28 protein-coding genes are annotated in these 25,537 nt (G+C 69.8%); 14 read left to right on the forward strand and 14 right to left on the reverse strand.

Annotated features, from left to right (window positions below; all coding sequences use genetic code 11):
• Position 1: 1 nt before the first annotated feature.
• The 8 genes from HNR01_RS08915 to HNR01_RS08950 form a co-directional block, all read right to left on the reverse strand.
• Positions 2–334: a type II toxin-antitoxin system RelE/ParE family toxin gene (locus tag HNR01_RS08915; RefSeq protein ID WP_183667458.1), complete on the reverse strand. Its 333-nt coding sequence runs from the start codon at positions 332–334 to the stop codon at positions 2–4.
• Positions 335–429: 95 nt separating this feature from the next.
• On the reverse strand, positions 430–1,656 hold the full coding sequence (locus HNR01_RS08920; protein ID WP_183667459.1) for a molybdopterin molybdotransferase MoeA: 1,227 nt from the start codon (positions 1,654–1,656) through the stop codon (positions 430–432).
• Entirely contained in the window at positions 1,653–2,138 is a 486-nt protein-coding gene (gene moaC, locus HNR01_RS08925; protein WP_183667460.1) for a cyclic pyranopterin monophosphate synthase MoaC, read from the reverse strand. Before moaC ends, HNR01_RS08920 begins: the two co-directional genes overlap by 4 nt.
• Positions 2,135–2,992, reverse strand: a complete 858-nt coding sequence (gene trpC / locus HNR01_RS08930; RefSeq protein WP_183667461.1) for an indole-3-glycerol phosphate synthase TrpC — start codon at positions 2,990–2,992, stop codon at positions 2,135–2,137. Before trpC ends, moaC begins: the two co-directional genes overlap by 4 nt.
• Positions 2,993–3,026: 34 nt before the next feature.
• Positions 3,027–4,040 (reverse strand): anthranilate phosphoribosyltransferase, encoded by a 1,014-nt coding sequence (gene trpD, locus HNR01_RS08935; RefSeq protein WP_017483431.1) that lies wholly within the window; start codon positions 4,038–4,040, stop codon positions 3,027–3,029.
• A gap of 193 nt (positions 4,041–4,233) precedes the next feature.
• Positions 4,234–4,836 carry an anthranilate synthase component II gene (locus HNR01_RS08940; protein ID WP_183667462.1) on the reverse strand — a complete coding sequence of 201 codons (603 nt, stop codon included), beginning with the start codon at positions 4,834–4,836 and terminating at the stop codon, positions 4,234–4,236.
• 217 nt (positions 4,837–5,053) lie between these two features.
• A complete protein-coding gene (trpE, locus tag HNR01_RS08945; RefSeq protein WP_375373186.1) occupies positions 5,054–6,604 on the reverse strand; it encodes an anthranilate synthase component I in 1,551 nt (516 codons plus the stop codon).
• 8 nt (positions 6,605–6,612) lie between these two features.
• On the reverse strand, positions 6,613–8,517 hold the full coding sequence (locus tag HNR01_RS08950; RefSeq protein WP_183667464.1) for a peptidyl-prolyl cis-trans isomerase: 1,905 nt from the start codon (positions 8,515–8,517) through the stop codon (positions 6,613–6,615).
• Between the two features lie 227 nt (positions 8,518–8,744).
• Between HNR01_RS08950 and tpiA the strand changes: the two genes are divergently transcribed.
• The gene (gene tpiA / locus HNR01_RS08955) at positions 8,745–9,509 is read left to right on the forward strand and encodes a triose-phosphate isomerase (protein WP_183667465.1); all 765 of its coding nucleotides are present in this window, start codon (positions 8,745–8,747) and stop codon (positions 9,507–9,509) included.
• Here tpiA and HNR01_RS08960 read toward each other — a convergent pair.
• Together HNR01_RS08960 and HNR01_RS08965 are read right to left on the reverse strand one after the other, a co-directional pair.
• Positions 9,497–10,003 (reverse strand): cysteine hydrolase family protein, encoded by a 507-nt coding sequence (locus HNR01_RS08960; protein WP_183667466.1) that lies wholly within the window; start codon positions 10,001–10,003, stop codon positions 9,497–9,499. The two genes, tpiA and HNR01_RS08960, sit on opposite strands and share 13 nt — an antisense overlap.
• A gap of 22 nt (positions 10,004–10,025) precedes the next feature.
• Positions 10,026–10,307, reverse strand: coding sequence for a hypothetical protein (locus HNR01_RS08965; protein ID WP_183667467.1), 282 nt, complete (start codon positions 10,305–10,307; stop codon positions 10,026–10,028).
• 238 nt (positions 10,308–10,545) lie between these two features.
• Between HNR01_RS08965 and secG the strand changes: the two genes are divergently transcribed.
• The 5 genes from secG (at position 10,546) to HNR01_RS08990 (ending at position 15,048) form a co-directional block, all read left to right on the forward strand.
• Positions 10,546–11,016, forward strand: a complete 471-nt coding sequence (gene secG / locus HNR01_RS08970; protein WP_017483438.1) for a preprotein translocase subunit SecG — start codon at positions 10,546–10,548, stop codon at positions 11,014–11,016.
• A gap of 186 nt (positions 11,017–11,202) precedes the next feature.
• Entirely contained in the window at positions 11,203–12,831 is a 1,629-nt protein-coding gene (gene pyrG, locus HNR01_RS08975) for a CTP synthase (protein WP_153873185.1), read from the forward strand.
• Between the two features lie 18 nt (positions 12,832–12,849).
• Complete coding sequence (locus tag HNR01_RS08980) at positions 12,850–13,248, forward strand: DUF350 domain-containing protein (protein ID WP_183667468.1); 399 nt, start codon at positions 12,850–12,852, stop codon at positions 13,246–13,248.
• 4 nt (positions 13,249–13,252) lie between these two features.
• Positions 13,253–13,885 carry a DUF1190 domain-containing protein gene (locus HNR01_RS08985; protein WP_183667469.1) on the forward strand — a complete coding sequence of 211 codons (633 nt, stop codon included), beginning with the start codon at positions 13,253–13,255 and terminating at the stop codon, positions 13,883–13,885.
• Positions 13,885–15,048: a glutathionylspermidine synthase family protein gene (locus HNR01_RS08990; RefSeq protein WP_183667470.1), complete on the forward strand. Its 1,164-nt coding sequence runs from the start codon at positions 13,885–13,887 to the stop codon at positions 15,046–15,048. The genes HNR01_RS08985 and HNR01_RS08990 overlap by 1 nt, the downstream gene beginning before the upstream one ends.
• Positions 15,049–15,111: 63 nt before the next feature.
• Here the strand turns inward: HNR01_RS08990 and HNR01_RS08995 are convergent, their stop codons facing one another.
• On the reverse strand, positions 15,112–15,420 hold the full coding sequence (locus HNR01_RS08995; RefSeq protein WP_153873183.1) for a hypothetical protein: 309 nt from the start codon (positions 15,418–15,420) through the stop codon (positions 15,112–15,114).
• A 172-nt stretch (positions 15,421–15,592) separates the two neighbouring features.
• Between HNR01_RS08995 and HNR01_RS09000 the strand changes: the two genes are divergently transcribed.
• From HNR01_RS09000 to HNR01_RS09020, 5 genes are all read left to right on the forward strand, one after another.
• On the forward strand, positions 15,593–16,045 hold the full coding sequence (locus HNR01_RS09000) for a DNA polymerase III subunit chi (RefSeq protein WP_183667471.1): 453 nt from the start codon (positions 15,593–15,595) through the stop codon (positions 16,043–16,045).
• Positions 16,046–16,117: 72 nt separating this feature from the next.
• Positions 16,118–17,770, forward strand: a complete 1,653-nt coding sequence (locus HNR01_RS09005; RefSeq protein ID WP_183667472.1) for a S10 family peptidase — start codon at positions 16,118–16,120, stop codon at positions 17,768–17,770.
• Positions 17,767–18,138 (forward strand): hypothetical protein, encoded by a 372-nt coding sequence (locus HNR01_RS09010; protein WP_017483446.1) that lies wholly within the window; start codon positions 17,767–17,769, stop codon positions 18,136–18,138. Before HNR01_RS09005 ends, HNR01_RS09010 begins: the two co-directional genes overlap by 4 nt.
• A 59-nt stretch (positions 18,139–18,197) precedes the next feature.
• On the forward strand, positions 18,198–19,325 hold the full coding sequence (locus tag HNR01_RS09015) for a carboxylate-amine ligase (RefSeq protein ID WP_017483447.1): 1,128 nt from the start codon (positions 18,198–18,200) through the stop codon (positions 19,323–19,325).
• 96 nt (positions 19,326–19,421) lie between these two features.
• The gene (locus HNR01_RS09020) at positions 19,422–19,967 is read left to right on the forward strand and encodes a DUF4142 domain-containing protein (protein WP_017483448.1); all 546 of its coding nucleotides are present in this window, start codon (positions 19,422–19,424) and stop codon (positions 19,965–19,967) included.
• Between the two features lie 100 nt (positions 19,968–20,067).
• Here HNR01_RS09020 and HNR01_RS09025 read toward each other — a convergent pair whose 3' ends face one another.
• Entirely contained in the window at positions 20,068–21,114 is a 1,047-nt protein-coding gene (locus tag HNR01_RS09025) for a threonine aldolase family protein (RefSeq protein ID WP_153873179.1), read from the reverse strand.
• Between the two features lie 271 nt (positions 21,115–21,385).
• Here HNR01_RS09025 and HNR01_RS09030 point away from each other — a divergent pair, with 271 nt between their 5' ends.
• Positions 21,386–22,063, forward strand: a complete 678-nt coding sequence (locus HNR01_RS09030; protein WP_017483450.1) for a GntR family transcriptional regulator — start codon at positions 21,386–21,388, stop codon at positions 22,061–22,063.
• Positions 22,064–22,127: 64 nt separating this feature from the next.
• On the opposite strand, the gene HNR01_RS09035 is transcribed toward HNR01_RS09030, so the two are convergent.
• Together HNR01_RS09035 and HNR01_RS09040 are read right to left on the reverse strand one after the other, a co-directional pair.
• Positions 22,128–22,946 (reverse strand): enoyl-CoA hydratase/isomerase family protein, encoded by an 819-nt coding sequence (locus HNR01_RS09035; RefSeq protein WP_183667473.1) that lies wholly within the window; start codon positions 22,944–22,946, stop codon positions 22,128–22,130.
• 25 nt (positions 22,947–22,971) lie between these two features.
• Entirely contained in the window at positions 22,972–24,192 is a 1,221-nt protein-coding gene (locus HNR01_RS09040; protein ID WP_183667474.1) for a CaiB/BaiF CoA transferase family protein, read from the reverse strand.
• A 360-nt stretch (positions 24,193–24,552) separates the two neighbouring features.
• Here HNR01_RS09040 and HNR01_RS09045 point away from each other — a divergent pair, with 360 nt between their 5' ends.
• Together HNR01_RS09045 and HNR01_RS09050 are read left to right on the forward strand one after the other, a co-directional pair.
• Complete coding sequence (locus tag HNR01_RS09045) at positions 24,553–25,020, forward strand: hypothetical protein (protein WP_183667475.1); 468 nt, start codon at positions 24,553–24,555, stop codon at positions 25,018–25,020.
• Between the two features lie 67 nt (positions 25,021–25,087).
• On the forward strand, positions 25,088–25,510 hold the full coding sequence (locus HNR01_RS09050; protein WP_012456877.1) for an FKBP-type peptidyl-prolyl cis-trans isomerase: 423 nt from the start codon (positions 25,088–25,090) through the stop codon (positions 25,508–25,510).
• Positions 25,511–25,537 lie beyond the last annotated feature (27 nt).

The raw sequence follows: 25,537 nt of genomic DNA on the forward strand, positions 1-25,537 counted from the left end.
CTCATCCTCGAGACAGCATATCGACCAATCTTGCCAGTGCCTGGGCCTGAGCCGGTGTCGGATTGGCTTGATCGCCCTTCGCGTAGGCCAAGAGCAGGTAGACACCGCATCCACTCACGAAGCACGTGATCAGCCGCGCGCCCCCTCGCTTGCCGCGACCGGCCAAGGGCACCCGCACCTTGCGCAGCCCGCCCGTGCCGGGGATCACGTCCCCTGCCCATGGATTGGCAGCAAGAAAGTCGACGACCGAGACGCGTTCCGCCTCGGTCATCAGGCGCTCCGCTGACCTGAGATAGATCTCGGTTTCGATCACGGTATGCAGCGCGCCGGCCATGACGACAGATGACCCGTCCGACCATATACGTCAATGACGTAGAGACCGACAACCAGCCGCAATCAGTGCAACCGCTGCGGAGCCTGGCACGCCTGTCAGACGAGCCGCCGATCCAGCCGGATGATCCGGCACGGGTCTCCCGCCTTGGCCGGACCTGCGTGCGCCGGGCGGATCAGCAGGGCCTCACTGGTGCCGAGCACCGAGAGCATCGAGGAATCCTGGCGTGTTTCGGGATGCGCGATCGGCAAGCGGTCGGGCGCCGTGTCGAGGCGGGCGCGCAGGTAGTCCTGACGGGCGTCGTTCTCCGGCATGTCGCGGCCGAGAAGAGCCGGCTCGCTGCGGTCCTCACCCGCGCGCGGATCGCCGAGGAGCGCCCGGATCGCCGGCACCACGAAGAGGAGGCCGCAGACGATCGAGGAGACCGGGTTGCCCGGCAGGCCGATCACCGTCATCGCGCCGATCCGGCCGTGCATCAGCGGCTTGCCGGGGCGGAGCGCCACCCGCCAGAAGCCGAGTTCCATCCCCTCCGCACCGAGGGCCGCCTGGACGAGGTCGTGGTCGCCGACGGAGGCGCCGCCGAGCGTCACCAACAGATCGGCCCCGGCCGCACGCGCGCGGCCGACCGCCTCGCGCAGAGCGCCGAGATCGTCGCGGACGATGCCGAGATCGATGACCTCCGCCCCCGCTTCCAGGCTCAGCGCACCGAGCGCAAGCCCGTTCGAGGCGACGATCTGATCCCAGGCCGCCCGCTCACCCGGCCGAACCAGCTCGTCGCCGGTTGCGAGAACGGCCACCCGGGGCTTGCGCCGCACGGGCAGCACGGCGTGGCCGGCGCCGGCCGCCAGAGCGAGGCGGCGGGCGTCGAGGGTATCGCCGGCCCGCACGAGCGTCTCGCCCTCGCGGAAATCGAGGCCGGCGCGGCGCAGGAAGCGGCCCGCCGCCACAGGCTCGCGGGCGGTGACGGTCTCGCCCTCGGTCGCGGCGTTCTCCTGGATCAGGATCGCATCGGCCCCCTCGGGGACCGGCGCGCCGGTGAAGATGCGCACCGCCTCGCCCGCCTGCAGCGTCCCGGAAAAGCCGTGACCCGCCGCGCTGGTGCCGATCAGGCGCAAACGCACCGGAACGGTCGCAAGGTCGGCGGAACGCACGGCGTAACCGTCCATGGCGGAAGCCGGAAACGGGGGCTGGGTGCGCAGGGCGGTGAGGTCGGCGGCGAGGGTGCGGCCGGCGCCCTGCGCGATCGGGACCTCTTCCATCGCCACCGGCTCTGGAATCGCGGCGAGGATCTTCTCGAGCGCCTCGGCGACCGGGAGCAGGCTCATGAATCGGCGTTCCACGCGCCGGACTTGCCGCCCTCTTTCGAAAGGAGACGGATGCCCTCGATGCGCATGCCGCGATCGGCGGCCTTCACCATGTCGTAGACGGTCAGGCAGGCCACCGAGACGGCGGTCAGCGCCTCCATCTCGACGCCGGTCTGGCCCTGCACCTTCACCTCCGCAGTGAGGCGCAGGCCGGGCAGGGCGTCGTCGGGCTCGCAGGTGAGGCGCACCTTGGTGATCAGCAGCGGGTGGCAGAGCGGGATCAGTTCGTGGGTGCGCTTGGCCGCCATGATGCCGGCGAGCCGAGCAGTGCCGATGACGTCGCCCTTCTTGGCGTCGCCCTCGCGGATTAGCGCCAGGGTCTCGGGCCGCATCACCACCACGCCCTCGGCGATCGCCCTGCGCGAGGTCGCGGCCTTGTCGGAAACGTCGACCATGTTGGCCGCGCCGGTCCGGTCGATGTGGGTGAGGGTCGCGCCGCTCACCGGCCCTGATCTCCGAACAGCAGCGCCCGCGTCGCCGCGGTCACGTCCGACTGCCGCATCAGGCTCTCGCCGACGAGGATGGTGTCGAGTCCGTGCTGCCGCAGCCGCAGCACGTCGGCATGCGTGCTGATGCCGCTCTCGGCCACCGCGATCCGGTCGGCCGGGATGCCGGGCTTGAGCCGGATCGCCGTCTCGAACGAGACCTCGAAGGTCTTGAGGTTTCGGTTGTTGACCCCGACCAACCGCGTGCCGAGCGGCAGGGCCCGCTCCAGCTCCTGCGCATTATGAACCTCGACCAGCACGTCCATGCCGAGATCATGTGCCGTCTCGGTGATGGCGGCGGCCTCGGCGTCGTCGAGACAGGCCATGATCACGAGGACGCAATCGGCGCCCCAGGCGCGGGCCTCGTAGACCTGATACGGCTCGAACAGGAAATCCTTGCGGAGGACCGGCAGGTCGCACGCGGCGCGGGCCTCGACCAGGAATTCCGGCGCCCCCTGGAAGGACGGGGTATCGGTCAGCACCGACAGGCAGGTGGCGCCGCCCTCGGCATAGGCCCTGGCCAGCGCCTTGGGGTCGAAATCGGCGCGGATCAGCCCCTTGGAGGGCGAGGCCTTCTTGATCTCGGCAATCAGGGCCGGACGGCCCTCGCCGATATGACGGGCGATGGCGTCCGCAAAGCCGCGGGGCGCCTCCGCCTTCGCGACCTGCTTCTCCAGCTTGGCCAGCGGCAGCCGCAGCTTCGCCTCGGCGATCTCGCGCCGCTTGTAGGCCTCGATCCGTGCCAGCACGCTCGCCCGTTCCGGGGCCGTCGCGGCGGGCCCGACGGTCACGTCGGCCACGATGTCGTCCATCGGTGATGTCCTTGGAGCCGTTCGAGGCCGTCTATCACGCATTCGACACGGCGACGAGACGCGCCAGCGTCTCCCGCGCCGCTCCGGAATCGATGGCCGCCTGCGCCCGCGCGACGCCCTCGGCGAGCGAGCCGGCGGCGCCCGCCACCACGAGGCCGGCGCCGGCATTTAGCACGGCGATGTCGCGATAGGCGTTGCGGGCGCCCTCCAGCACCGCGCCGAGCGCGGCGGCGTTGTGCTCGGGGTCACCCCCGCGCAGGTCGTCGAGGGTCGCGAGCCGCAGGCCGACCTCGCGCGGATCGATGGTGAAGTGCGAGAGCGCGCCGTCCTCCAGCGCGACGACGGCGGTGGGTCCGGTGGTGGTGATCTCGTCGAGACCGTCGGAGCCGTGCACGGTCCAGACCCGGCGGCTACCGAGCGCCGACAGCACCCGCGTCAGCGGCTCGGCCCAGGCCGATCGCGAGACGCCGAACACCTGCGCGGTGACCCCGGCCGGGTTCGAGAGCGGCCCGAGCATGTTGAAGATGGTGCGGAAGGGCAGTTCGGTGCGCACCGGCGCGACGTGGCGCATGGCGCCGTGATGCGTCTGTGCGAACATGAAGCAGAGCCCGGCTTCCGACAGGCAGCGCGCCAGTGCGTCGGGGGGCAAGCCGATCTTCACGCCGAGTGCCGCGAGCACGTCGGCCGCGCCGGAGCGCGAGGTCGCGGCACGGTTGCCGTGCTTGGCAACGGGCACGCCGCAGGCGGCGGTGAGAATCGCGGCGAGCGTCGAGACGTTGTAGCTGCCCGAATGGTCGCCGCCGGTGCCGACGATGTCGATGGCACCCTCGGGCGCCGCCACGGGGAGCATCCGTGCCCGCATCGCCGAGACGGCGCCGACGATCTCGTCCTCGCTCTCGCCGCGCACCGATAGGGCGGTGAGAAAGGCGCCGGCCTGGATCGGCGTGACCTCGCCGGAGAGCAGGTCGTCGAAGGCGGCGCGCGCCTGCTCGCGGCTCAGCGCGGCGCCGGACGCGATGGTCGCGAGATAGGTTTTGAAGGCGTCCATCGGGATCGTGGCTCTGTTCGAGCCCTCTCCCCTCCGCGGGAGAGGGTGGCCCCCAAGGGGGGTCGGGTGAGGGGAGTGCCGTTTCCGGCAAATGCGGAGCCGGCCCCTCTCCCGCCTCGCATCCGCGAGGCACCCTCTTCCGCGAAGGGGAGAGGGAGGGGTCCTCCGTCAATGCACGCCGGGGCCGGCCTTGTCACGCTCGGGCCGCGGACTCCTTGCGCCACGCGGCGGCGATGTCGAGGAAGTTGCGCAGGATCTGCGTGCCGTGGTTCGAGAGGATGCTCTCGGGATGAAACTGCACGCCGTGGACCGGCAACTCGCGATGCTGCAGCCCCATGATGAGCCCGTCGGCCTCCGCCGTCACCGCGAGATCCTGTGGGCAGCTCGCGCGGTCGACAACCAGCGAGTGGTAGCGGGTGGCGGCAAACCCCTCGTTGATGCCGCGGAACACGCCCTTGGCCTCGTGGCGGATGGTGGAGACCTTGCCGTGCATGGGGGAGGGCGCCCGCACCACGTCGCCGCCATACGCCTGACCGATGGTCTGGAGCCCGAGGCAGACGCCGAAGATCGGGACTTCCGCGCCCAGCTCCCGCACCGCGTCGAGGCAGATGCCGGCCTCGTTCGGGGTGCACGGCCCCGGCGAGAGCACGAGCGCGTCCGGCGCCCGCTCGCGGATGCCGGCGACGTCGATCTGATCGTTGCGCACCACGTCGATCCGCCCGCAGAGCGGGCCGATCAGATGGACCAGATTCCACGTGAAGGAATCGTAGTTGTCGATGACGAGGACGTTGGACATCGAACTCAGCCGTAGCACTCCGCGTCCGCCCACGCCCCTTCTCCTGAGGTGCCGCGCAGCGGCCTCGAAGGATCTTCCAGGATTCGCGCGGAATCTGGAGGATCCTCTGAAGCCGACGCGAGCTGCCGGCTCCTCAGGAGGAGGGATGGGTGGGATGAACCTTGGTCAAGGGGTGGCGACGCGGAGCCTGCAAGTCAAGACGACCTGCCCACGCCGCCTACTGGCCCCGCTTCGCCCGGCTCGCGAACTGTACCGCGTCCTCCGCTGCGCGGAAGAGGGCTTTGGCCTTGTTGACGCATTCCTGCTGCTCGGACGCGGGATCGGAATCGTAGACGATGCCGGCCCCCGCCTGAACGTGCATGCGGCCGTCCTTCACGATCGCCGTGCGCAGGACGATGCAGGTGTCCATCTCGCCGCGCGCGCCGAAATAGCCGATGCAGCCGCCATAGGGCCCGCGCTTCTCGCGTTCCAGTTCGTCGATGATCTCCATCGCCCGCACCTTCGGCGCGCCGGAGACGGTGCCGGCGGGAAAGCCCGCGGCCAGCGCGGAGAGCGCGTCGTGCCGCGGGTCCAGGTCGCCCTCGACGTTCGAGACGATGTGCATGACCTGGGAATAATATTCCAGAAAGAACGAGTCGGTGACGGTGACGCTGCCGATCTTCGAGACCCGGCCGACATCGTTGCGGCCGAGGTCGAGCAGCATCAGGTGCTCCGAGCGCTCCTTCGGATCGGCCAGGAGTTCGTCGGCGAGCGCGCGGTCCTCGGCCGGCGTCGCGCCGCGGCGGCGAGTGCCGGCGATCGGGCGGATCGTGACCTTATCGTCGCGGACCCGAACCAGGATCTCGGGACTGGAACAGACCACCTGAAACGCCTCGAAGTCGAGGTAGCACAGGAACGGTGCCGGGTTGGTGCGGCGAAGGCTGCGGTAGAGCGCGAAGGCCGGCAGGGTGAAGGGCGCCTCGAAGCGCTGCGACAGCACCACCTGAAAGATGTCGCCTGCGACGATGTATTCCTTGGCCTTGGCCACCATGCCGAGGAACGCCTCCGGCTCGGTGTTCGAGACCGGGGAGGGCAGGGCGAGGCTCGCCGCATCCGCCCGCGCCTCGATCGGCAACGGCCCCTCAAGCGCTTCCGCCACCCGGTCGAGACGGGTCTGCGCGGCCTCCAGCGCGGCGCGCGCGCTGACGCCCTCGGCCGGGCGCACGGGGGTGACCACGGTGAGCGCGTCGGCCACCGCATCGAACACCACCATCACCCGCGGCCGGATCAGGATCGCGTCCGGCACGCCGAGCGGGTCGGGATTCGGCTCGGGCAGGCGCTCCATCGCGCGGACCATGTCGTAGCCGAGATAGCCGAACAGGCCCGCGGCCATCGGCGGCAGGGCGGCGCTCTGCGCGTCATCGCCCACTGCGCTCTCGGCGATCAGGGCCCGCAGCGAGTCGAGCGGCGCCCGGTCGTCGGGCACGAAATCCGAGAGCCCCGCGTCGCGGGCGATCTCGGGCCGGCCGTCGCGGCACCGCCAGATCAGGTCGGGGTCGAGGCCGATCATCGAGTAGCGCCCGCGCACCGCGCCGCCCTCGACCGATTCGAGCAGGAAGCCGGGGCCGGCCTGTCCCGCCTTCAGCTTCAGGAAGGCGGCGACCGGGGTCTCCAGATCGGCCACAAGGGTCAGGCCGAGCAGGCTCGCGCGTCCGGCCTCGTAGGCGCGGGCCGCCGCCTCGTGCGCGGCCGTCGTCGAGCCGGGTTCAGTCATGCCGGGTTCGGTCATGGAAGACCTCAATACTCGCCGCCGAGCGCCCGCCGGAGAGCGGTCTGATTGACGCTCACGCCCGCGCTCTTCTGCACCTCGGCGATGAACTCGCCGAGCAGGTCGTCGGCAAGCGCGGTGCGTAGGGAATTCACGAGCTGCCCGTCGCTCGGCGTGCCGGGCACGAAGGCCGGCACGTTCGCCGCGGTGACCTTGAACACCGCGCGGCCCTCGCCGGCGGGCGCCGAGGCGGCCTTGCCGACCGGCGTCGTGAAGATGCGCTCGACGATGTCGGAGGAGAGGTCATCCTTGTTCTGGTTGCGGGCGATCTCGGTGACGGTCTTCAGCGGGAGGCCCGCCTCCTGCGCCACGGTCTCGATCGCCTCCCCCTTGTCCAGGCGCTCGGTCAGCTCCTTGGACTTCGCCACGAGACGCTTCTCGACCTCGGCCTTGGTCCAGCCCTTCACCGCCTCGTCGCGCACCTCGGCGAGCGGCTTCTCGTGCGAGGGGTCGATCTTGACGACGTCGTACCAGATCGCGCCGCCGGTCTTGGTGCGCAGCACCTCGGTGTCGTTGCCGACATCGGCGCGGAAGGCGGCCGGCAGCGTGGTCTCCTTGTCCGGAATGCCGGCGACCGGCTGGCCGGACGGATCGTTGCCCTGCGTATCGACCGCCGGAATGCTGAGCAGGGCCAGCCCCTGGTCCTTGGCGATCTCGGCCAGCGGCTTGGCGGCGGAGCGGGCATCCTCGATCGCGTCCTGCACCTTGTCGAAGCCGCCGTCGCGAACCCGCCGCAGCGCGATCTCCCGGCGGATCTCGTCCTTCACCTCGTCGAACGGCTTCACCGTGCCGGGCTCGATCGCCGTGACGCGCAGGAGCACGGTGCCGAAACGGCCCTTCACGGGCTCGCTCACCTTGCCCTGCTCCAGGGCGAAGGCGGCGTTGCCCACCGCCGGATCGAACAGCTCCGCCTTGGTCAGGGTGCCGAGATCGAGCTGCTTCGGGTCGAGCCCGCGCTCGGCGGCCACCGTCTCGAATGGCGTCTCGCCGCTCTCGATCTTGACTCGCGCCTCGCGTGCCGCGGCCTCGTCGGGGAAGCTGATCTGCTGGATGGTACGACGCTCCGCCTGGCCGAACCGGCTCTGATTGGCGTCGTAGACCTTGCGCGCCTCCTCGTCGGACACCTCGTCGGGCTTGGCGAGGGCGGCGGGGTCGAGCACCAGCAGGTTGAGGCTGCGATATTCGGGGGCGCGGAACGAGGCCTTGTTGTTGTCGTAGTAGGCCTTGAGCTCCTCGTCGGTCGGGGCGGGGATCTCGCCGGCGGCGGCGGGCGCGAGCGTCAGCACGGCGGCGTCGCGGCGCTCGGTCGAGTAGCGGTGGACCGCCTCGCGCATCGCCTGCGGCACCGGCGGCTCAGCGACGATGGCGTCGGCCAGCTGCAGGCGGGCGATGACGGAGCGCTGCTCGCGCACGAACATCGCCTCGTTCAGGCCCGCCCGCTGGAGCGTCTGGAAGAACAGCACGCGGTCGAAGCTGCCGTTGGCGTTCTTGAAGCTCGGCTCCTCCTGGATCGCCCGCAGCACCGCCGCGTCGGAGACGGCGAGCCCGAGATCGTGCGTCTTCTGGTCGAGCGCCGCCTCGGTGATGAGCTGCGCCAGAACCTGCCGCTCCAGGCCCATCGCCCTGGCCTGGTCCGGCGTCAGCGTCCGCTTGAGCTGGGCTTGGTAGCGCTGGAGCTGGTTCTGGTAGGCGGTGCGCACCTCCTCGGCCGAGATCGGCGTCTTGCCGACCGTGGCAACAGTCGTGCTCGATCCGCCGCGGAAAAACTCCTCCACGCCGAAGATCGCGACACCCGCGATCAGGAAGGTGAAGATCACCGTGAGCACGACCTTGCCGAGCCAATGCTGGCTGGCACTGCGAATGGACTGGAGCATCGGACGCCCGGGCCTAGATTTCTTCAAACCGCCCCGACCCGCGGGGGCGGGGGACCATATTCGAGCCCCGCGATAGACGATCGGGGCGGCGGCGCAAAGGGCATGTGTTCCGCCCGCCCAAACGGAAACGGAACGGCCGCAAAGGTCGTTTGCGCGCCTAAGCTTGCTCTGCTAGGTCCCCGCACACGTTGAAGCCCTTGGATCGAGACACGGAGAACCGGGACGCCATGGCAAGCGAGGGACGCCGTCCGCTGGTTGCCGGCAACTGGAAGATGAACGGTCTGCGCTCCTCGGTTCCGATCGTCGAGGCGATCCGCGACGGCCTCTCGCCCGCGCTGACCGACAAGATCGACGTGCTGATCTGCCCGCCCGCGACGCTGATCTCCTCCTGCGTGGCCGCCGTCTACGGCGCGCCCGTCGCCATCGGCGGCCAGAACCTGCATGCTCGCCCGAGCGGCGCCTTCACCGGATCGATCTCGGCGGAGATGTTCGCCGATCTCGGCGCCACCTACGTCATCGTCGGCCATTCCGAGCGGCGCGCCTACCATTACGAGACCGATGACGGCGTCCACGCGAAGGCGCTGGGCGCCCGCCGGGCAGGCTTGCGCGGCATCATCTGCGTCGGCGAGACGATGGAGGAGCGCCAGCAGGGCCGGGCGCTCGACATCGTGCGCGCGCAGCTCGCGATCGGCCTGCCGAAGGGCGCCACCGGCGAAGACACGGTGATCGCCTACGAGCCGGTCTGGGCGATCGGTTCGGGCCGCACGCCGACCGCGAAGGAGATCGCCGAGGTCCACGCCTCCCTGCGCGAGATGCTCGACAAGCTCGTCGGCGAGGAGGCGCACAAGATCCGCATCCTCTACGGCGGCTCGGTGAAGCCGGCCAATGCCCGCGAACTGATGGCGGTCGAGAATGTCGACGGCGCGCTCGTCGGCGGCGCCAGCCTCGTGGCGGAGGATTTCCTGGGAATCTGCCGCGCCTACGAGGGGTAGGGGAGGGGCTCCAGACCGAGCTGCAACTCCTCGGGGCCGTCCAGAACGCTGCCGAAATGGTGCCGCCAGAGCGCGGCGCCGAGAGCGGCCGAGCGGTCGAGGGACGATCCGAAGCTGAGCCATCTGAGCAGGGTCGGCTGCAGGCCCGCATCGAACAGCATGAAGCCGGCCGCGAGGCAGCAGGTCTCGGCCTGCACCCCGCAGACGAGGACGCGCTCGACGCCGAGCGCCCTGAAATGCTCGATCAGAGCGGGCGGCGGCAGGTAGCCGTGCTTCACGAAGAGGCGGTCGGCCGGGACCAGCGGCGCCTCATCGAAGGGCGGCGTCCAGCCGAGCTGCCGCGCGAACGGCGTCACCGCCTCGTCGTGCCGCTCGACGGTCGCGACCGTGTGCAGACTTCGGCCCAGGGCGGCGATGCCCGCGACCACCGCCTCTGGCACGCCGAAGCTCGCCTGGACATCGACGACGAGAAGGGCCTGTCGTTCCGGCGCCATGCGAGCGGGGTCCGGCCCGCCCTCAGCCCTGGCGGGCCGGCGCCTTCGCCACGGCCTCCCGGGTCCGCTCGATCATCGACAGCACGGCGACGTAGAACGCCTGCTGCAGCGGACTCATGCCGTCCGGTCGGATTCGATCGGAGAGGGCGGCCTGCAATTCATCCATTGCCCCCGCCCGCCCCGCGGGGTCGGGCCGTTCGAGGGCGATCCGCAGAAGATCGGATTGGATGGCAGCCATCTCCTCGCGGTCGGCGCGGTCGATGAAGGCGGCGAGCCGCCCGGCTTCGTGCTGGAAATCGCTCATCTCCGTTTCCTCGCACGGGCCGCCCCCCGATGACCATGCGCGCACCGCGTTTTCCCGGCCACTCCGCTGCCGGTGCGGCGTCTGTCCCGCTTCGAGTGCGCGATGGCCGGTTGGCGCGGGTGGGCAAACCGTGTAGGAGCCCCCACTTCGTGCAGCGGATACGCGGGCGCGCCGCTTTGGCACGCGACCAGTGTTCGGCACACCGACAGCGTCCGCGCGAGCGGGCACCGGAATCGCTATGCAGACCGTCCTCATCGTCGTCCACCTCATCATCGTGCTGGCGCTCATCGCCGTGGTGCTGCTGCAGCGCTCGGAGGGCGGGCTCGGGCTCGGCGGCGGCGGGAGCGGCGGCGTCTCCGGCTTCATGACCGGCCGGGGCCAAGCCAACGCGCTCACCCGCGCCACCGCGATCCTGGCGGCCCTGTTCTTCACCACGAGCATCGCCCTGGCGATCATGGCGCATCGCAGCGCCGCGCCCCGCTCGATCCTCGACGAGGCCGGCACCCAGCAGGGTCAGACGCAGCCGACCAACAAGCCGGTCAACGCGGACAACCTCCTCGATACGCTGCGCGGCGGCGCGGGTCAGGGTGGCCAGCCGGCCTCGGTTCCGACCGATGCGCCCGCCACGCCGGCGACCCCGGCACCGGCGCCCGCCCCGAGCGTGCCGCCGGCCGCGCCCGCCACGCCGGACGCACCGCAATCGCGCTGAGTGCCGCCGAGCCGCACCATCTGCGGATAAGACCCTTGCGGCCGGCGCATCGGCCGCGAGGTTGTGACAGACGAATTCCTCAACGGCACGAGGGGCATCGCCCGTGCCGCGTCCCGTGTGGCCGGCGGGGTGCGGCAACCGTTGCGGTTTGGCGAATCGCTTGAGCCCCTTTATGGACCAAAGCCCATGACGCGGTACGTCTTCATCACCGGCGGCGTGGTTTCCTCCCTCGGCAAGGGTCTCGCCTCCGCCGCCCTCGCGGCCCTGCTCCAGGCCCGCGGCTACCGGGTGCGCCTTCGCAAGCTCGACCCCTATCTCAACGTCGATCCGGGCACGATGAGCCCGACCCAGCACGGCGAGGTCTTCGTCACCGACGACGGCGCCGAGACCGATCTCGATCTCGGCCATTACGAGCGCTTCACCGGCCTGCCGGCCTCGCGTGCCGACAACGTGACGACGGGCCGGATCTATCTCGACATCATCACCAAGGAGCGGCGCGGCGACTATCTCGGTGCCACGATCCAGGTGATCCCGCACGTCACCAACGCCATCAAGGCGTTCGTGCTCGATGGAAACGACGATTACGATTTCGTGCTGGTCGAGATCGGCGGCACGGTCGGCGACATCGAGGGCCTGCCCTTCTTCGAGGCGATCCGCCAGATCGGCCAGGAGCGCCCGCGCGGCAGCGTCTGCTACCTCCACCTGACGCTTCTGCCGTACATCCCGTCCGCCGGCGAGCTGAAGACCAAGCCGACGCAGCACTCCGTGAAGGAGCTGCGCTCCATCGGCATCCAGCCCGACATCCTGCTCTGCCGCTGCGACCGGCCGATCCCCGTGGACGAACGGCGCAAGCTCGGCCTGTTCTGCAACGTGCGGGAGAGCGCGGTCATCGAGGCGCGCGACGTCGACACGATCTACGCGGTGCCGCTGTCCTACCGCGAGGCGGGGCTCGACCGGGAAATCCTGGCGCATTTCCAGATGGAGCCCGAGGGCGAGCCGCGGCTCGAACGCTGGCAGAACATTCTCGAGCGGGTGCGCAACCCCGAGGGCGAGGTCACCATCGCCATCGTCGGCAAGTACACGGGGCTGAAGGACGCCTACAAGTCGCTCACCGAGGCGCTGACCCACGGCGGCATCGCCAACAACGTGCGCGTCAACCTCGAATGGATCGAGGCGGAGGTGTTCGAGCGCGAGGACCCGGCGCCGTTTTTGGAAGGCCTGCACGGCATTCTCGTGCCCGGCGGCTTCGGACAGCGCGGCGCGGAGGGCAAGATCCGGGCGGCCCGCTACGCCCGCGAACGGAACATCCCGTATTTCGGCATCTGCTTCGGCATGCAGATGGCGGTGATCGAAGCGGCGCGCTCGCTTGCCGGCATCGAGGACGCGAACTCGACGGAGTTCGGCGAGACCCGGGAGCCGGTGGTCGGCCTGCTCACCGAATGGATGCGCGGCAACGAGCTGGAGCGGCGCGCGGCCGAGAGCGACCTGGGCGGCACCATGCGGCTCGGCGCCTACAAGGCGACGCTGCGCCCGGAGACCAAGATCGCGCAGATGTACGGCGAGACCGAGATCTCCGAGCGCCACCGGCACCGCTACGAGGTCAACATGGCCTATCGCGAGTGCCTGGAGGCCAAGGGCCTGCGCTTCTCCGGCACTTCCCCGGACGGTCTCCTGCCCGAGACGGTTGAACACGAGGGGCATCCGTGGTTCATCGGGGTGCAGTTCCACCCGGAGTTGAAGTCGCGCCCCTTCGAGCCGCACCCGCTGTTCAAGGGCTTCATCGCCGCCGCGATCGAGCAGAGCCGGCTGGTGTGACGTGAGAGGGGAGCCAGGTTGACGACGATCTCGGGCCTTCCGGCCTTTCTTGCCTACTTCGCCGTCTCCCTCGGCCTCACCGCCCTCTACCTCGTGACCTATCTGACCGCGACGGCGCACCGGGAGATCGCCCTGGTGCGCGAGGGCAACCTCGCCGCCGCCCTGGCGCTGGGCGGGAGCCTGCTCGGCTACTCGATACCGCTCTCGGCGGCGGTGCGCTACGCCGGCTCGCTCCTCGACTGCATCGTCTGGGGCCTCGTCGCGCTGGTTGTGCAAGTCGCGATCTACTGGCTGATGCGGCCGCTGCTGCCGAACCTGTCGCGGCGCATCGACGAGGGCGAGACCGCGCCCGCAGTCCTGCTCGGAGCCGCCTCCCTGGCGGGCGGCCTCGTGAACGCCGCCTGCATGAGCTACTGAGACCGTGGCGGACGACCGCGAGGCTCAGGCCGATTTCGGGCGGCGCAGGCCGGCCGAGCCGGCTCCGGCCGTTACACCGCCCGACAGGAGCGCGAGCAAGCGCTCGCAGACCGTCTCGACGGTGCTGGTGGCGAGCGCGGGCCTCGCCGCACTCGGCCTCGGCTCTCTCGACCGGACCGCGCCGTCCAAGGATGTCCTCGTCTACGTCGACGCGGCGGCCTGCGCCGCCGACGGCATCCGCCCGGCGGACGAGTGCCGCAGCGACTATGCCACCGCCCGCGCCGCCTATCCCTCGACCGCACCGCATTACGGCTCATCGCCGGAATGCGAGGGGCATCACGGGACATCGCACTGCCAGCCGGATCCGAATGCGCCGACGCAATTCGTTCCCCGGATGGCCGGATACCTGCTCGGCCGCCGCGCCGCCGACTGGGTGACGCCCGAGCCCGTCTACGACCACCGCCAGGGTCACGGCGGTCATGATGGAAGTTACTGCACCGGGTCGGGCGGCAAGGTCTCGACCGGGAGCGGAGGCCACGCCTCCTCGGCCAAGCTCAAGCCCGCCGCGGCGAAGGCAACCTCTTTCGGCGGCTTCGGCGGGAGCGGCAAGAGCTTCTCTTCCTTCGGCAGCAGCTGATGCGCCGCTTCGCCTGCGGAGAGCGGCCGGGCTGGCGGGAGATCGCACGGGAAGCGGGCTTCGCCTTCCACACCATCGACGGCGCCCCCTACTGGGACGAGAGCCACGCCTACGCCTTCACGCTCACGGAGATCGAGGAGGTGATCGAGGCGCCGAGCGCGGAGCTGCACGCCCTCTGCCTCGCCTTCGCCGCCGACGCGGTGGAGGACGAGCGCATCCTGGCCTCGCTCGCCATTCCCGAACCGGTCCGGGACACGGTGCGGGCGAGCTGGCGCCGGGGCGATCCGAGCCTCTACGGGCGCCTCGACTTCTCCTATGGCGGCTCGGGCCCGGCCAAGCTCCTCGAATACAACGCGGACACGCCCACCGCACTCTACGAGACCGCTGTGTTCCAATGGCTCTGGCTCGACCAGGGGCTGGCGGAGGGGCGCCTGCCCGCGGGCAGCGACCAGTTCAATGCCGTTCACGAGCGGCTGATCGCGCGGCTGGGGGAGATCGCGCCGCCGGGCCTGTTCGCCTTCGCCGCCGATTCGAGCGGCCCGGAGGACCTCGGCACCGCCGGCTACCTTCAGGACTGCGCGGTGCAGGCCGGCTGCGAGACGATCCTGCTCGACCTCGGCCAGATCGGCCTGCGCGCGGACGGCGCCTTCTGCGGCCCGGACGAGCGACCCTTCGCCGGCCTGTTCAAGCTCTATCCGTGGGAGTGGGCGTTTCAGGATGCGTTCGGCCCTGCGGTCGCGGCCGCGCCGACGCGCTTCCTCGAACCGCCCTGGAAGATGGTGCTCTCGAACAAGGGCCTGCTCGCTCATCTCTGGGCCCGCGAACCGGGCCATCCGAATCTGCTGCCGGCCTATTTCGAGGGCGATCCTGCCTGCGCGAGCCTGGGCGCCTTCGTGCGCAAGCCGCTGCTCTCGCGCGAGGGTGCCAATGTCGAGATGTTCTCGGCCGAGGGCACGCGGCTCGCCGGCGAACCGGGGCCCTACGGCACGGAGGGCTACATCCGGCAGGGTCTGGCAGAATTGCCCTTCTTCGACGGCCGCCGCCCGCTCCTCGGCGCCTGGATCGTCGGGGATGCGCCGGCCGGCCTCTGCATCCGCGAGTCGGAGGGCCCGATCACCGGGGATGGCGCGCTGTTCGTGCCGCACCTGATCGAGCCGGCTTGATGAGGGTCACGAAAAGAGGGGCCGGATAGGCTCCGGCCCCTCCCGTCATCGCGTGTCTGTCGCTCAGCGGCCAGCGGCACTGTTGCCGCCCCCGGCGCTGCCGGCGCCGCCGCCCATGGTGCCGCCGGGCGCATTGCCGGTCGCACCGGTCGTCGAGCCCGTCGTGGCGCCCGGAGCCATGGTCCCGGTCGAGCCGGTGGTCGCGCCGGTTCCCGTCGTGGGCCGCATGCTGTTGCCGGTGTTGTTGCGCATCGGACTGGCGCTGTCCGTGGTCCCTCCGGTCCCGCCCTTGCCGGTGCTCGACTGGGCGAGGGCCCCGCCGGATACGGCGAGGGTCAGCGCGGCGGCCAGAGCGATGGTTTTGATCGGCATGGCTCGTTCCTTCCCTATCTCGATCCTGAACTCGATCGTGGAAGACGAACCCGCCGCTCGTGGCATTGTTCAGAGCGACCGCTCCCGCCGGCTCCGCCGATCCGGGGAAGAATGGCCGCGACGCTGCGTCCGCCCTGCCGCAGCGTCATCGAACCCTATATGCAGCGATGCCGTGACCGAGATCCTGTTCTACCACCTGCAGCGCCAGCCCCTTGAGAAGGTGCTGCCGAGCCTCGTCGAGAAGTCGCTGGAGCGCGGCTGGCAGGCGGCCATCCAGGCGGTGAGCGAGGAGCGGCTCCAAGCGCTCGACGACGGGCTCTGGACTTATACGGACGAGAGCTTCCTGCCTCACGGCACGGATCGCGACGCGGATGCGGCGAGCCAGCCCGTGGTGCTGACCCTGCGCGAGACGAACCCGAACGCCGCGTCGATCCGCTTCCTCGTCGAGGGCGCCGAGCTGCCCGAGGATGCGGGAAGCTACCAGCGGATCTGCATCCTGTTCGACGGCACCGACACCGACGCGCTGCTCCATGCCCGCGAGCAGTGGCGCGGCGCCAAGGCCGCCGGCCATGCGGTCGCCTACTGGCAGCAGGACGAGAGCGGGCGCTGGACCAAGAAGGCGTGAGATCAAGGCGTCGTCCGACGGCGAGGCGCAAGGAACACGCACGACCAACCGGCCGAGGATCGCGAGAAACCGATGACGCAAGCCCCGCCTGACTCTTCCCGGACCGCAGCGAGCCGGCTCGGTCTCGCCGGACTCCTCACCCTCGCGATCGGGTTGGGACCGCTGCCCGCCCACGCCCAGCACGGTCCGCAGGCGGACGCACCGGGCCAGACCCAGGCGAAGGGGCCGCCTCAGCCGCGCAAGGCTCCGGAGGGACGACGCCTGCCGCCGGACGCGACCACCGAACACAGCATCGATCTGCCCAACGGACAATCGCTCAAATTCACCGCGACCGCCGGCAGCCTCGCCCTCGTGGACGAGGAGGGCAAGCTCCAATCCGAAATCGCCTTCATCGCCTACACCAAGGCAGGCAAACCGGAGGACGCCGCCGCCCGGCCGGTCACTTTCGGCGTCAACGGCGGGCCCGGCGCGGCCTCGGCCTATCTCAATATCGGCGCGATCGGCCCCTGGCGCCTGCCGACCGACGGGCCCTCGATCAGCCCGTCGCAGACCATCGCGCTCCAGCCCAACCCGACGACTTGGCTCGACTTCACCGATCTCGTCTTCATCGATCCCGTTGGTACCGGCTACAGCCGCGCGGCGGACGGCGACGGCAAGAAGTACTGGAGCGTCGACGCGGACGCCTCGGTGCTGTCCGCCGCCATTGCCCGGTACCTGCGCCAGAACGACCGTCTCGCCTCGCCGAAATTCTTCGTCGGTGAGAGCTATGGCGGCTTTCGCGGGCCGTTGATCGCGCAGAAGCTCCAGCAGGATGTCGGCGTCGGCCTGTCGGGTCTCGTCCTCCTCTCGCCCGTGCTCGACTTCGGGTGGCTGCAGCCGACCCGCACCACGCCCTGGGGCTTCGTGACCAAGCTGCCCTCGTTCGCCGCCGCGGCGCTGGAGCGCGCGGGCACGACGCCGAGCCGCGACCTCATGAAGGAGGTCGAGGCCTACGCCAGCGGCGCCTTCCTCACCGATCTGCTGAAGGGGCCGGCCGACCGGGAGGCGGTGGCACGGCTGGCGGAACGCGTCTCGGCGCTGACCGGCCTCGATCCGGAGACGGTACGGCGCCAGGCCGGGCGGCTCACCACCCACAGCTACCAGCGCGAGATCGGGCGCGACGCCGGCCGCGTCCTCTCGGCCTACGATACCGGCGTGACGGGCTGGGATCCGGACCCGACCGCACCGCAATCGGGCTTCGAGGATCCGGTGCTCGATGCGCTGCAGGCCCCGCTCACAACCGCCATGGTGCAGCTTTACCAGACCCGCCTGAACTGGCGCGTGGAGAACATGCGCTACGAACTGCTCAACGGCGCGGTCAACCGCGGCTGGAACTGGGGCTCGGGCCGCTCGGCGCCGGAGGCGATGGGCGCACTGAAGGACGTGCTGGCGCTCGACGGGCGGATGCGGGTGCTCGTCGCCCACGGCTTCACCGATCTCGTGACGCCCTACTTCACCTCGAAGATGCTTCTCGACCAGATGCCGGTCTACGGCTCGGCCGATCGCCTCAAGCTCTCGGTTTATCCCGGCGGCCACATGTTCTACACGCGGCCGGACTCGCGAAACGCCTTCCACGACGACGCCGCCGACCTGTTCGCCCGGGCGCTGGAAACACGCTCCGACGGGAGCGCGAAGGGCGTGGACGCGTCGGACACGAAGGAACCGGAGAAGAGACCGACGCCTTGAGAATCGTTCTGGGACTTCTGCCCGCCCTGCTGCTGGCGGGCTGCAACAGCGCTGAGCGCCGCGAACCGATCCAGGCCCCGCCGCCGCCGAGCGCGGTGCTGCCCGCGCCGCCGAGGGCGCCGGCCGCCGCCCTCGGCCCCGTGCTCGATGGGAGCGGCGCCTGCACCGGTCCAGCACCGGGAACCGCCACGGCCATCGAAACCGGTATCGCCGAGTGCGATCTCGTGCGGCTCAAGGGCCGGCCGCCGACCGATGTTCTGGTCGGCGAGGGCCGGTCCGGCCGCGAGGTGCAGGTGCTCTACACAGAGCCCGGCGCCAAGGAGCTGTATTTCTTCGTGAACAACCGGCTCGATCGTATCGTTCGTTAACGCGCGGATCGATTGGGCCCGCACTTGCTTCCGCTCCGGACGGGCAGGCGGGACACACGATGGCACACGAGTACCGGTTCGGCATCGAGGAGGAGCTGTTCCTGGCGAGCAGCCGGACCCGGGCGGCACCGCGCGAATCCGTCTCCGCCTTCCACAAGGCGGCGCGAGGCCGGCTGGAGGGCGTCGAGCGCGAGATGCTGGAGAGCCAGGCCGAGATCTGCTCCAAGCCCTCGGCGAGCTTCGCGGAGACCCACGAGGCGCTGGCCAAGCTGCGCACCGGCCTGTGCGCCATCGGCCGCGAGCACGGCCTGAAGGTCTTCGCCGCCGGCACCCACCCGACCGCGATCTGGACCGACCAGCGCGAGACCGCCAAGGTCCGCTACCGCAAGATGATCGAGACGCTGCAGATGGTGGGGCGACGCTCCATCGTCAGCGGCCTGCACGTGCATGTCGAGGTGCCGGAGCCGGACCAGCGCATCGCCCTGATCAACCGGTTGATGCCCTTCCTGCCCGTACTGCTCGCGCTCTCCACCTCCTCGCCCTTCTACGAGCGGCACCGCACGGGGCTCGCCGGCTACCGCCTGCGGGCCTATGCCGAGTTGCCGCGCACCGGCCTGCCCGAACTGTTCGACGGCCGGGACGACTTCGAGCGCTACGTGCGGGTGATGACGCGGGCCGGCGCGATCGAGGATGCGACCTATCTCTGGTGGCATATCCGCCCCTCGATCCGCTACCCGACCCTCGAATTACGGGTCGCCGACAGCTGCACCCGTCTCAAGGACACGCTGGCCATCGCCGCGCTCTACCGTTGCCTCGTGCGGCTCTGCGTGCGCCGGCCCGAGTTGAACGCGAAGCCGACCGGCGCCTCGCGGGGCTTCGTGATGGAGAACCTGTGGCGGGCGCAGCGCGACGGGACCCATGCCGCCCTGATCGACGAGGCGAAGGAGGAGGCGGTGCCGGTGCGGCACCTCGTCGAGCGGATGCTCGACCTCGTCGCGGAGGATGCTGCGGCCCTGGGTTGCGCCGCCCAGGTCGCCCACGCGCTGACCATCGCCGAGTGCGGCTCCAGCGCCGACGGGCAGATCCGCGCTTACGAAGCGTCCCTCGCCGCGGGCGGCAGCGAGCGCAAGGCGCTCTCCTGCGTCATCGACTGGCTCGCCCGCGAGACGGCCGACTGCGACGGGTGACGCCGCCGCCCGGCTGCGACGGACCCGCTCAGCCAGGAACATCGCCCGCCCGCTCCGGTTGCTCCGACAGGTCCGAAATTGCCTGAGGAGACGTCCATGAGAACGCCAATCACCGCCGCCGCCTGCCTGCTCCTGCTGGGCGCTGCGGGGATGCCGGCCCATGCCCAATCGGTCGGCGAGAAGACCGGCGTCAATTCGCTGATCGGCGTCGCCCCCTCAAGTCAGGACTTCGTGACGCAGGCCGCGATCAGCGACATGTTCGAGGATCAATCGAGCAAGCTCGCCTTGGAGAAGTCCGACGAGAAGACCAAGGCCTTTGCCAAGAAGATGATCGAGGACCACAAGAAGACCTCGGACGAGCTGAAATCCGTGGTCCAGACCGGCGACATGAAGCTCAACATCCCGACCGCCCTCGACTCGAGCCATCAGAGCAAGCTCGACAAGCTCAAGAGCCTCAGCGGCGAGGACTTCACCAAGCAGTACCACGACGATCAGGTGACGGCACACAAGAACGCCACCGACCTCTACAAGCGCTACGCCGAGGGCGGCGACAACGCGGCGCTCAAGGCCTTCGCCCTGAAGACCAAGCCGCATCTCGACGAGCACCTGAAGATGGCTCAGGACCTCGCCGGCAAGAAGTAGTTCTTTCCGCTTTGGGCGGCGCTCCTGAGGGAGCGCTGCCCGATGTAAGTCCCGTCTCCGGAGTTCGGCGCGGCTCGGTCGCGGGCCCGGGATGTCGGTGTCACTCGGCTCTTGCCGCGAACTCGGCGGCCTTCGCGCGAATGACCTCCGCCGCCCGTTCGATGCCGGCGCGGTCGACATCGAGATTGGCGGTCGCGCGGATCTGATGCGCGCCGATCGCCCGCACGCGCACATCCTCCGCAAGGCAGGCCGCGGCGAAGGTCGAGGCGGTGATGCCCAAGTCCGCCACCGTGAAGCACAGGATGTTCGACTGGCCCGCCGTCGGGTCGAAGGCCAAGCCCGGTGCATCGGCGATCAGCCGGTGCAGGCGGCCGGCATTGGCGTTGTCCTCGGCGAGTTGCGTCATATGGTGGTCGAGAGCGTAGAGCCCTGCCGCCGCGAGCACGCCCGACTGGCGCATGGCACCGCCGAGCCGGTACTTCCACTGCCACGCCTGCTCGATGAAGTCCCGCGTTCCGCACAGGACCGCTCCCACCGGGCAGCCGAGCCCCTTGCTGAGATCGATCCACGCGCTGTCGAAGCCGGCCGCATAGTCCGCCGCCGGGATGCCGCTGGCCACCACCGCGTTGAGCAGGCGCGCCCCGTCGATATGGGCCTTGAGGCCGCGCGCCTGGGCATGGTCCCGGATCAGGCGCATCTCGCCGATGTCCCAGACGGTTCCGCCGGAGAAGCTCGTCGTCTGCTCGATCGAGACCAGCCGTGACCGCGGCGCCGTGCGCTGCGGAACACGGATCGCCGCCTCGACCTGTGCGAGGCTGAACAAGCCGACCCGGGTCGGCAACGCCTTCACCGAGACGCCGCCGATCGCCGCGGCGCCGGCGGCCTCGGTGTTGTAGATGTGGGACTGGTCGTCGACGATGATCTCGTCGCCGGCCCGACAATGGACGAGAATCGAGGCAAGGTTGCACATCGTGCCCGACGGCATGAACACGGCTGCCTCTTGACCGAGCATCTCGGCCACCCGCTCGCACAAGGCATTGGTGCTGGGATCGGAGTTCGACTGCTCGTCGCCGACCTGCGCCCGCGCCATGGCCGCGCGCATGCCGGGCGTCGGTCGCGTCTGAGTGTCGCTGAACAGGTCAATCATGGTGCATCCATGCGGTGTCGGACGTCCGGCCGGCCCCGGCGTCGCCCTCGACGCTCAGGCTTCCATGCCGCGGCTAAATGCATGAAAAATTCAATCGATCGCAAGCTGGGATCGCGATCCCTGGAAGTCCACGAATCCATCCTGGTCCGAGGACACAACACTTTCCATGTGGCTCACGAAGGTGGGATCGGTCACGTATCTCGACAGGCGGGAGCAGCAAGCCTAAGAATTACGACGCGAAGTCTCGCATTTAAAATTCTTTGAGATCTCGATGAATAGAATTGAGCCCAGTATCGGGATCAACCGCCGCTACCTTCACGACGAGGTGGCGGACCGCATGCGCGAATTGATCAATGAGGGCGAACTGGAGCCGCGCGCGCGCGTCAACGAGAGCGAGTTGACCGAACGGTTCGGGATTTCGCGCACCCCGCTGCGGGAGGCGATCAAGATTCTCGCGACGGAGGGTCTCCTCGAACTGCTGCCCAATCGCGGCGCCCGCGTCGCGAGCATCTCGCGCAACGAGCTCGAGGAGATGATCGAGGTCATTGCCGGTCTGGAGGCGACGGCCTGCGAACTCGCCTGCCGGTCGGTGACCGAGGAGGAGTTGACCGCGATCGAGGCGATGCATCGCGATATGGTGGCGGCGTGGCAGACGCGCGACGAGGTGAACTACTTCCGCCTCAACCGCGAGATTCACGAAGCCATCATGCTGGCGAGCCGCAACAGCAAGTTGCGCAGCCTCTATCTCGGCCTCACCGGCCGCATCCAGCGCTCCCGCTACAGCGCCCACCAGACCGAGGCGCAATGGGCGCAGGCGGTCGAGGAGCACGAGAGCATGATCTCGCTGCTGCGCGCCCGCGACGGCGACAAACTCGCCGCGCTGATGCGCCGGCACATCCGGTCGAAGAAGCCGGTGATCGCGGCGATGTACGGCGAGGAAGGGAACTGAGGCGGGCTGCGAACGGCGCCGGCACCGCAAAGCGGTGCCGAAGCAGGGACGCAGACGAAGCGTCTTACCGCCCCTTGAAGTTCGGCGGACGCTTTCCGAGGAAGGCTTCCATGCCCTCGCGGAAATCCTCACTCATATAGGTCATCAGGATCAGGTCATCGCCGGGCTGCTCGCCCTCGCCGGACTCCGGCGCGCCTTCCTCGGCGATGCGGCGAAGCCCTTCCTTGGTCGCCTGCAGGGTGAGCGGCGCGTGACCCGCGAGCAGGGCGGCGAGCGCGTCGGCGCGGGCCGCGACGGCGGCCGCATCCTCGGCCACCTCATTGACGAGGCCGATCGCCAGCGCCTCCTGTGCCTCGACGAGCCGGGCGGTGAACAGGATGTCCTTCACCCGGGGAGCACCGATGAGGTTCGCCAGCCGCCGCAGGGTGTTCTGCGACAGGCAGTTGCCGAGCGTGCGGGCGATCGGAAAACCGAAGCGGGCGTCGCGGCTGGCGATGCGCATGTCGCAGGCGGCGGCAATCGCCGCGCCGCCGCCGGTGCAGGCCCCGGCGATGGCCGCGATGGTCGGCACGCGCAGGCGCTCCAACCCTCCGAGCACGCGGTCCATGAAGCGCTCGTAGCCGATCGCGTCCTCCGGTTTGCTGAAGCTGCGGAACTGGGCGATGTCGGTGCCCGCCGCGAACGCCTTGTCGCCGGCACCGGTGATGATCACGGCCTTGATCGCGCGGTCCGCCTCGATCCGTTCGCACAGCTCGACCAGGCCGCGATACATGGCGAAGGTCAGCGCGTTGCGCGCCTTCGGCCGGTTGAGGGTGATGCGGGCGATGCCCTCTGCGTCCACCGCGAAGAGCAGTTCGTCGGTCGAGGCGGTGTCGGCGTTCATGCGGCGGTTCCTCGTCAAGCGTCTCTCAGGCCGTCGTTTCGCGAACCACGCCCCGGGCGATCCAATCGTCGATCGCCGACTCGTCATAGCCGGCTTGCGCCAGGATGGCGCGGCTGTGCTCGCCCAACAGCGGTGCGGGCCCGTGCACACGTCCTGGCGTCGCCGAGAACTTGACCGGCAGGCCGAGGGTGCTCATCCGCCCGGCGCGCCTGTGCTCGACCTCGACCACCATCTCCCGGGCGCGCGCCTGGGGGTCGGCCTGCATGGCGAGCACGTCGAGAACGGGTCCGGCCGGCACGCCGCCGGCCTCCAGCCGCGCGAGCCAGTCGGCCGAGGCCGCGGTGCGGAAATGCGGGGCGAGCGCCGCGGCCAGCGCTTCCCGGTTCGCCATGCGGTCGCGGTTGGCCGAGAAGCGTGGATCGGCGGCGAGATCCTCGGCGCCGAGCACCGCGAGCAGGCGCAGCCAGTTGGTCTGGTTGGCGGCACCGATGGTGATCCAGCCGTCGGCCGTCTCGAACGCCTCGTAGGGCGCGTTCAGCGGGTGGGCCGAGCCCATCGGCCCCGGCGCCGCGCCGGTCGCCATGGCGATGGCCGATTGCCAGTAGGTGAGGGTGATGCCGGCTTCGAACAGCGAGGTGTCGACCACCTGCCCCTCGCCGGTCTTCAGCTTGTGGACATGGGCCGCGAGCACGCCCATCGCCGCCAGGATGCCGGCGGTGATATCGGTCACCGGCGGGCCGCACTTCATCGGCGGACGGCCCGGCCCCTCGCCGGTGATGCTCATCAGACCGCTCATGCCCTGCGCCACGAGGTCGAATCCCGCCCGCTCGGCATAGGGCCCCGATCGGCCGAACCCCGAGAGCGAGCAGTAGATCAGCCCCGGAAATTCCTGTCTGAGCACCTCGTAGCCGAGGCCGAGGCGCTCCATCGTGCCGGCGCGATAGTTCTCGATCAGCACGTCCGCATCGGCGAGCAGGCGGCGAAGGATCGCCTTGCCGTCCGCGCTCTTGAGATCGAGGGCGATGCCGCGCTTGCCGCGGTTCATCATCATGTAGGCCGCGCTCTCGCCCTCGATCGCCGGCGGGACCGAGCGGCGCGTGTCGTCGCCGCCTTCGATCTTCTCGACCTTGATCACCTCGGCGCCCATGTCGCCGAGCATCAGCCCGCAGACCGGCCCGGCCATGATGTGGGCGAGCTCGACGACCTTCACCCCGGCGAGCGGGCCGGATTTCGCAACCTCCGCCATCGACTCAGCCGCGCTCCACGATGGATTCACACGCGAAAGCCGAGTCGCCGGATCGATCGAATGCCTGAAGGCGGCCCATCGGACGAATCTCCCTTGTTGAGCGAGCCGCGCCGCGACGGCGCCGATCTCTTGCCGAGCTGGATCCGGCCCGCCCGCATTTTGAATCGGTTTTACGGGTCGCTCGAAGGCCATGGCAACCCGTTTTGCATGCGATTCACCTCGTCGAAACAGGGAACAAGCCGGTTCCGAGACGAGCGATGGAACGGGTGGGCCGGCTCCCGGTTGTCGGCGAAAGCGTGGCCGTCGGGAAGCGCTCCTTTCCGGCGTCGGCGAGCGTTACGTGAGCGAGCGGAGGGATTGATGCGTGGATTGAGCACGGCACTCGGACTTGCGGCGGCCCTCGCCGTCGCGTCGACGGGAATCACCTCCGCCAACGCGTCCTGCGCCCGCCGGATCGTCAACAAGTCCGGCTATATCGCCCTCGTCAGCCGCGACGGCGGTCCCTGGGTCGCGGTGCGGCCCGGCCGCTCGCAGACGATCAACTATTATCAGTCCGGCCGCATCGACGTGGCACTGACCTGCGGACCGGGTGCCCTTCCGGAACAGGCCTCCTTCCGGGCGAGCTACGACACGGTGGCGATCATCGACCGCTGCTACATCCGCTTCGGCGACGGCTTCTTCGAGGACCAGCTCGGCGGCGGCTTCCTCGGCCGGAAGGAGACGGGGCCGCTCGCCCTCAACAATCCGCGCCAGGGCGACCTCGTGGTCGGCCCCCAGGCCGGCGCCTGCCCGGAGACGGAGCGCGCCGCGCTCAGCGCCCGCTATTAGCCTTGCGGGCGGGTGCGTGCTAACCCGCCTGCCCCGTCGTCAGCGACGACGTGCCGAGACGATCATCATGCGCTCGATCCTTCCCATCGCCGGAGCCATCGCCCTCGCCATGACCAGTGCCGCTTCCGCCGCCCAGCCCGTGACGCTGCCCTCGGGCCTCAGCTACACCGACGAGGTGGTCGGGACCGGCCCCGAGCCGAAGACCGGCCAGCAGGTCACCGTCCACTACACCGGCTGGCTCGATGAGGGCGGCGGCAAGCGGGGCAAGAAGTTCGACTCGTCGCGCGACCGCGGGCAGCCCTTCTCGTTCACCATCGGCGCGGGCCAGGTGATCCGCGGCTGGGACGAGGGCGTGGCCACGATGAAGGCCGGCGGCCGGCGCATCCTGACGATCCCGCCGGATCTCGGCTACGGCGCCCGCGGCGCCGGCGGCGTGATCCCGCCGAACGCCACGCTGATCTTCGACGTGGAGCTGATCGGCTCGCGCTGATCGCAGAAATCCGGCGCCCGCAGGGGC

The sequence above is a fragment of the Methylorubrum rhodesianum genome (genome assembly GCF_014199985.1).
Classification (GTDB): Bacteria; Pseudomonadota; Alphaproteobacteria; order Rhizobiales; family Beijerinckiaceae; genus Methylobacterium; species Methylobacterium rhodesianum.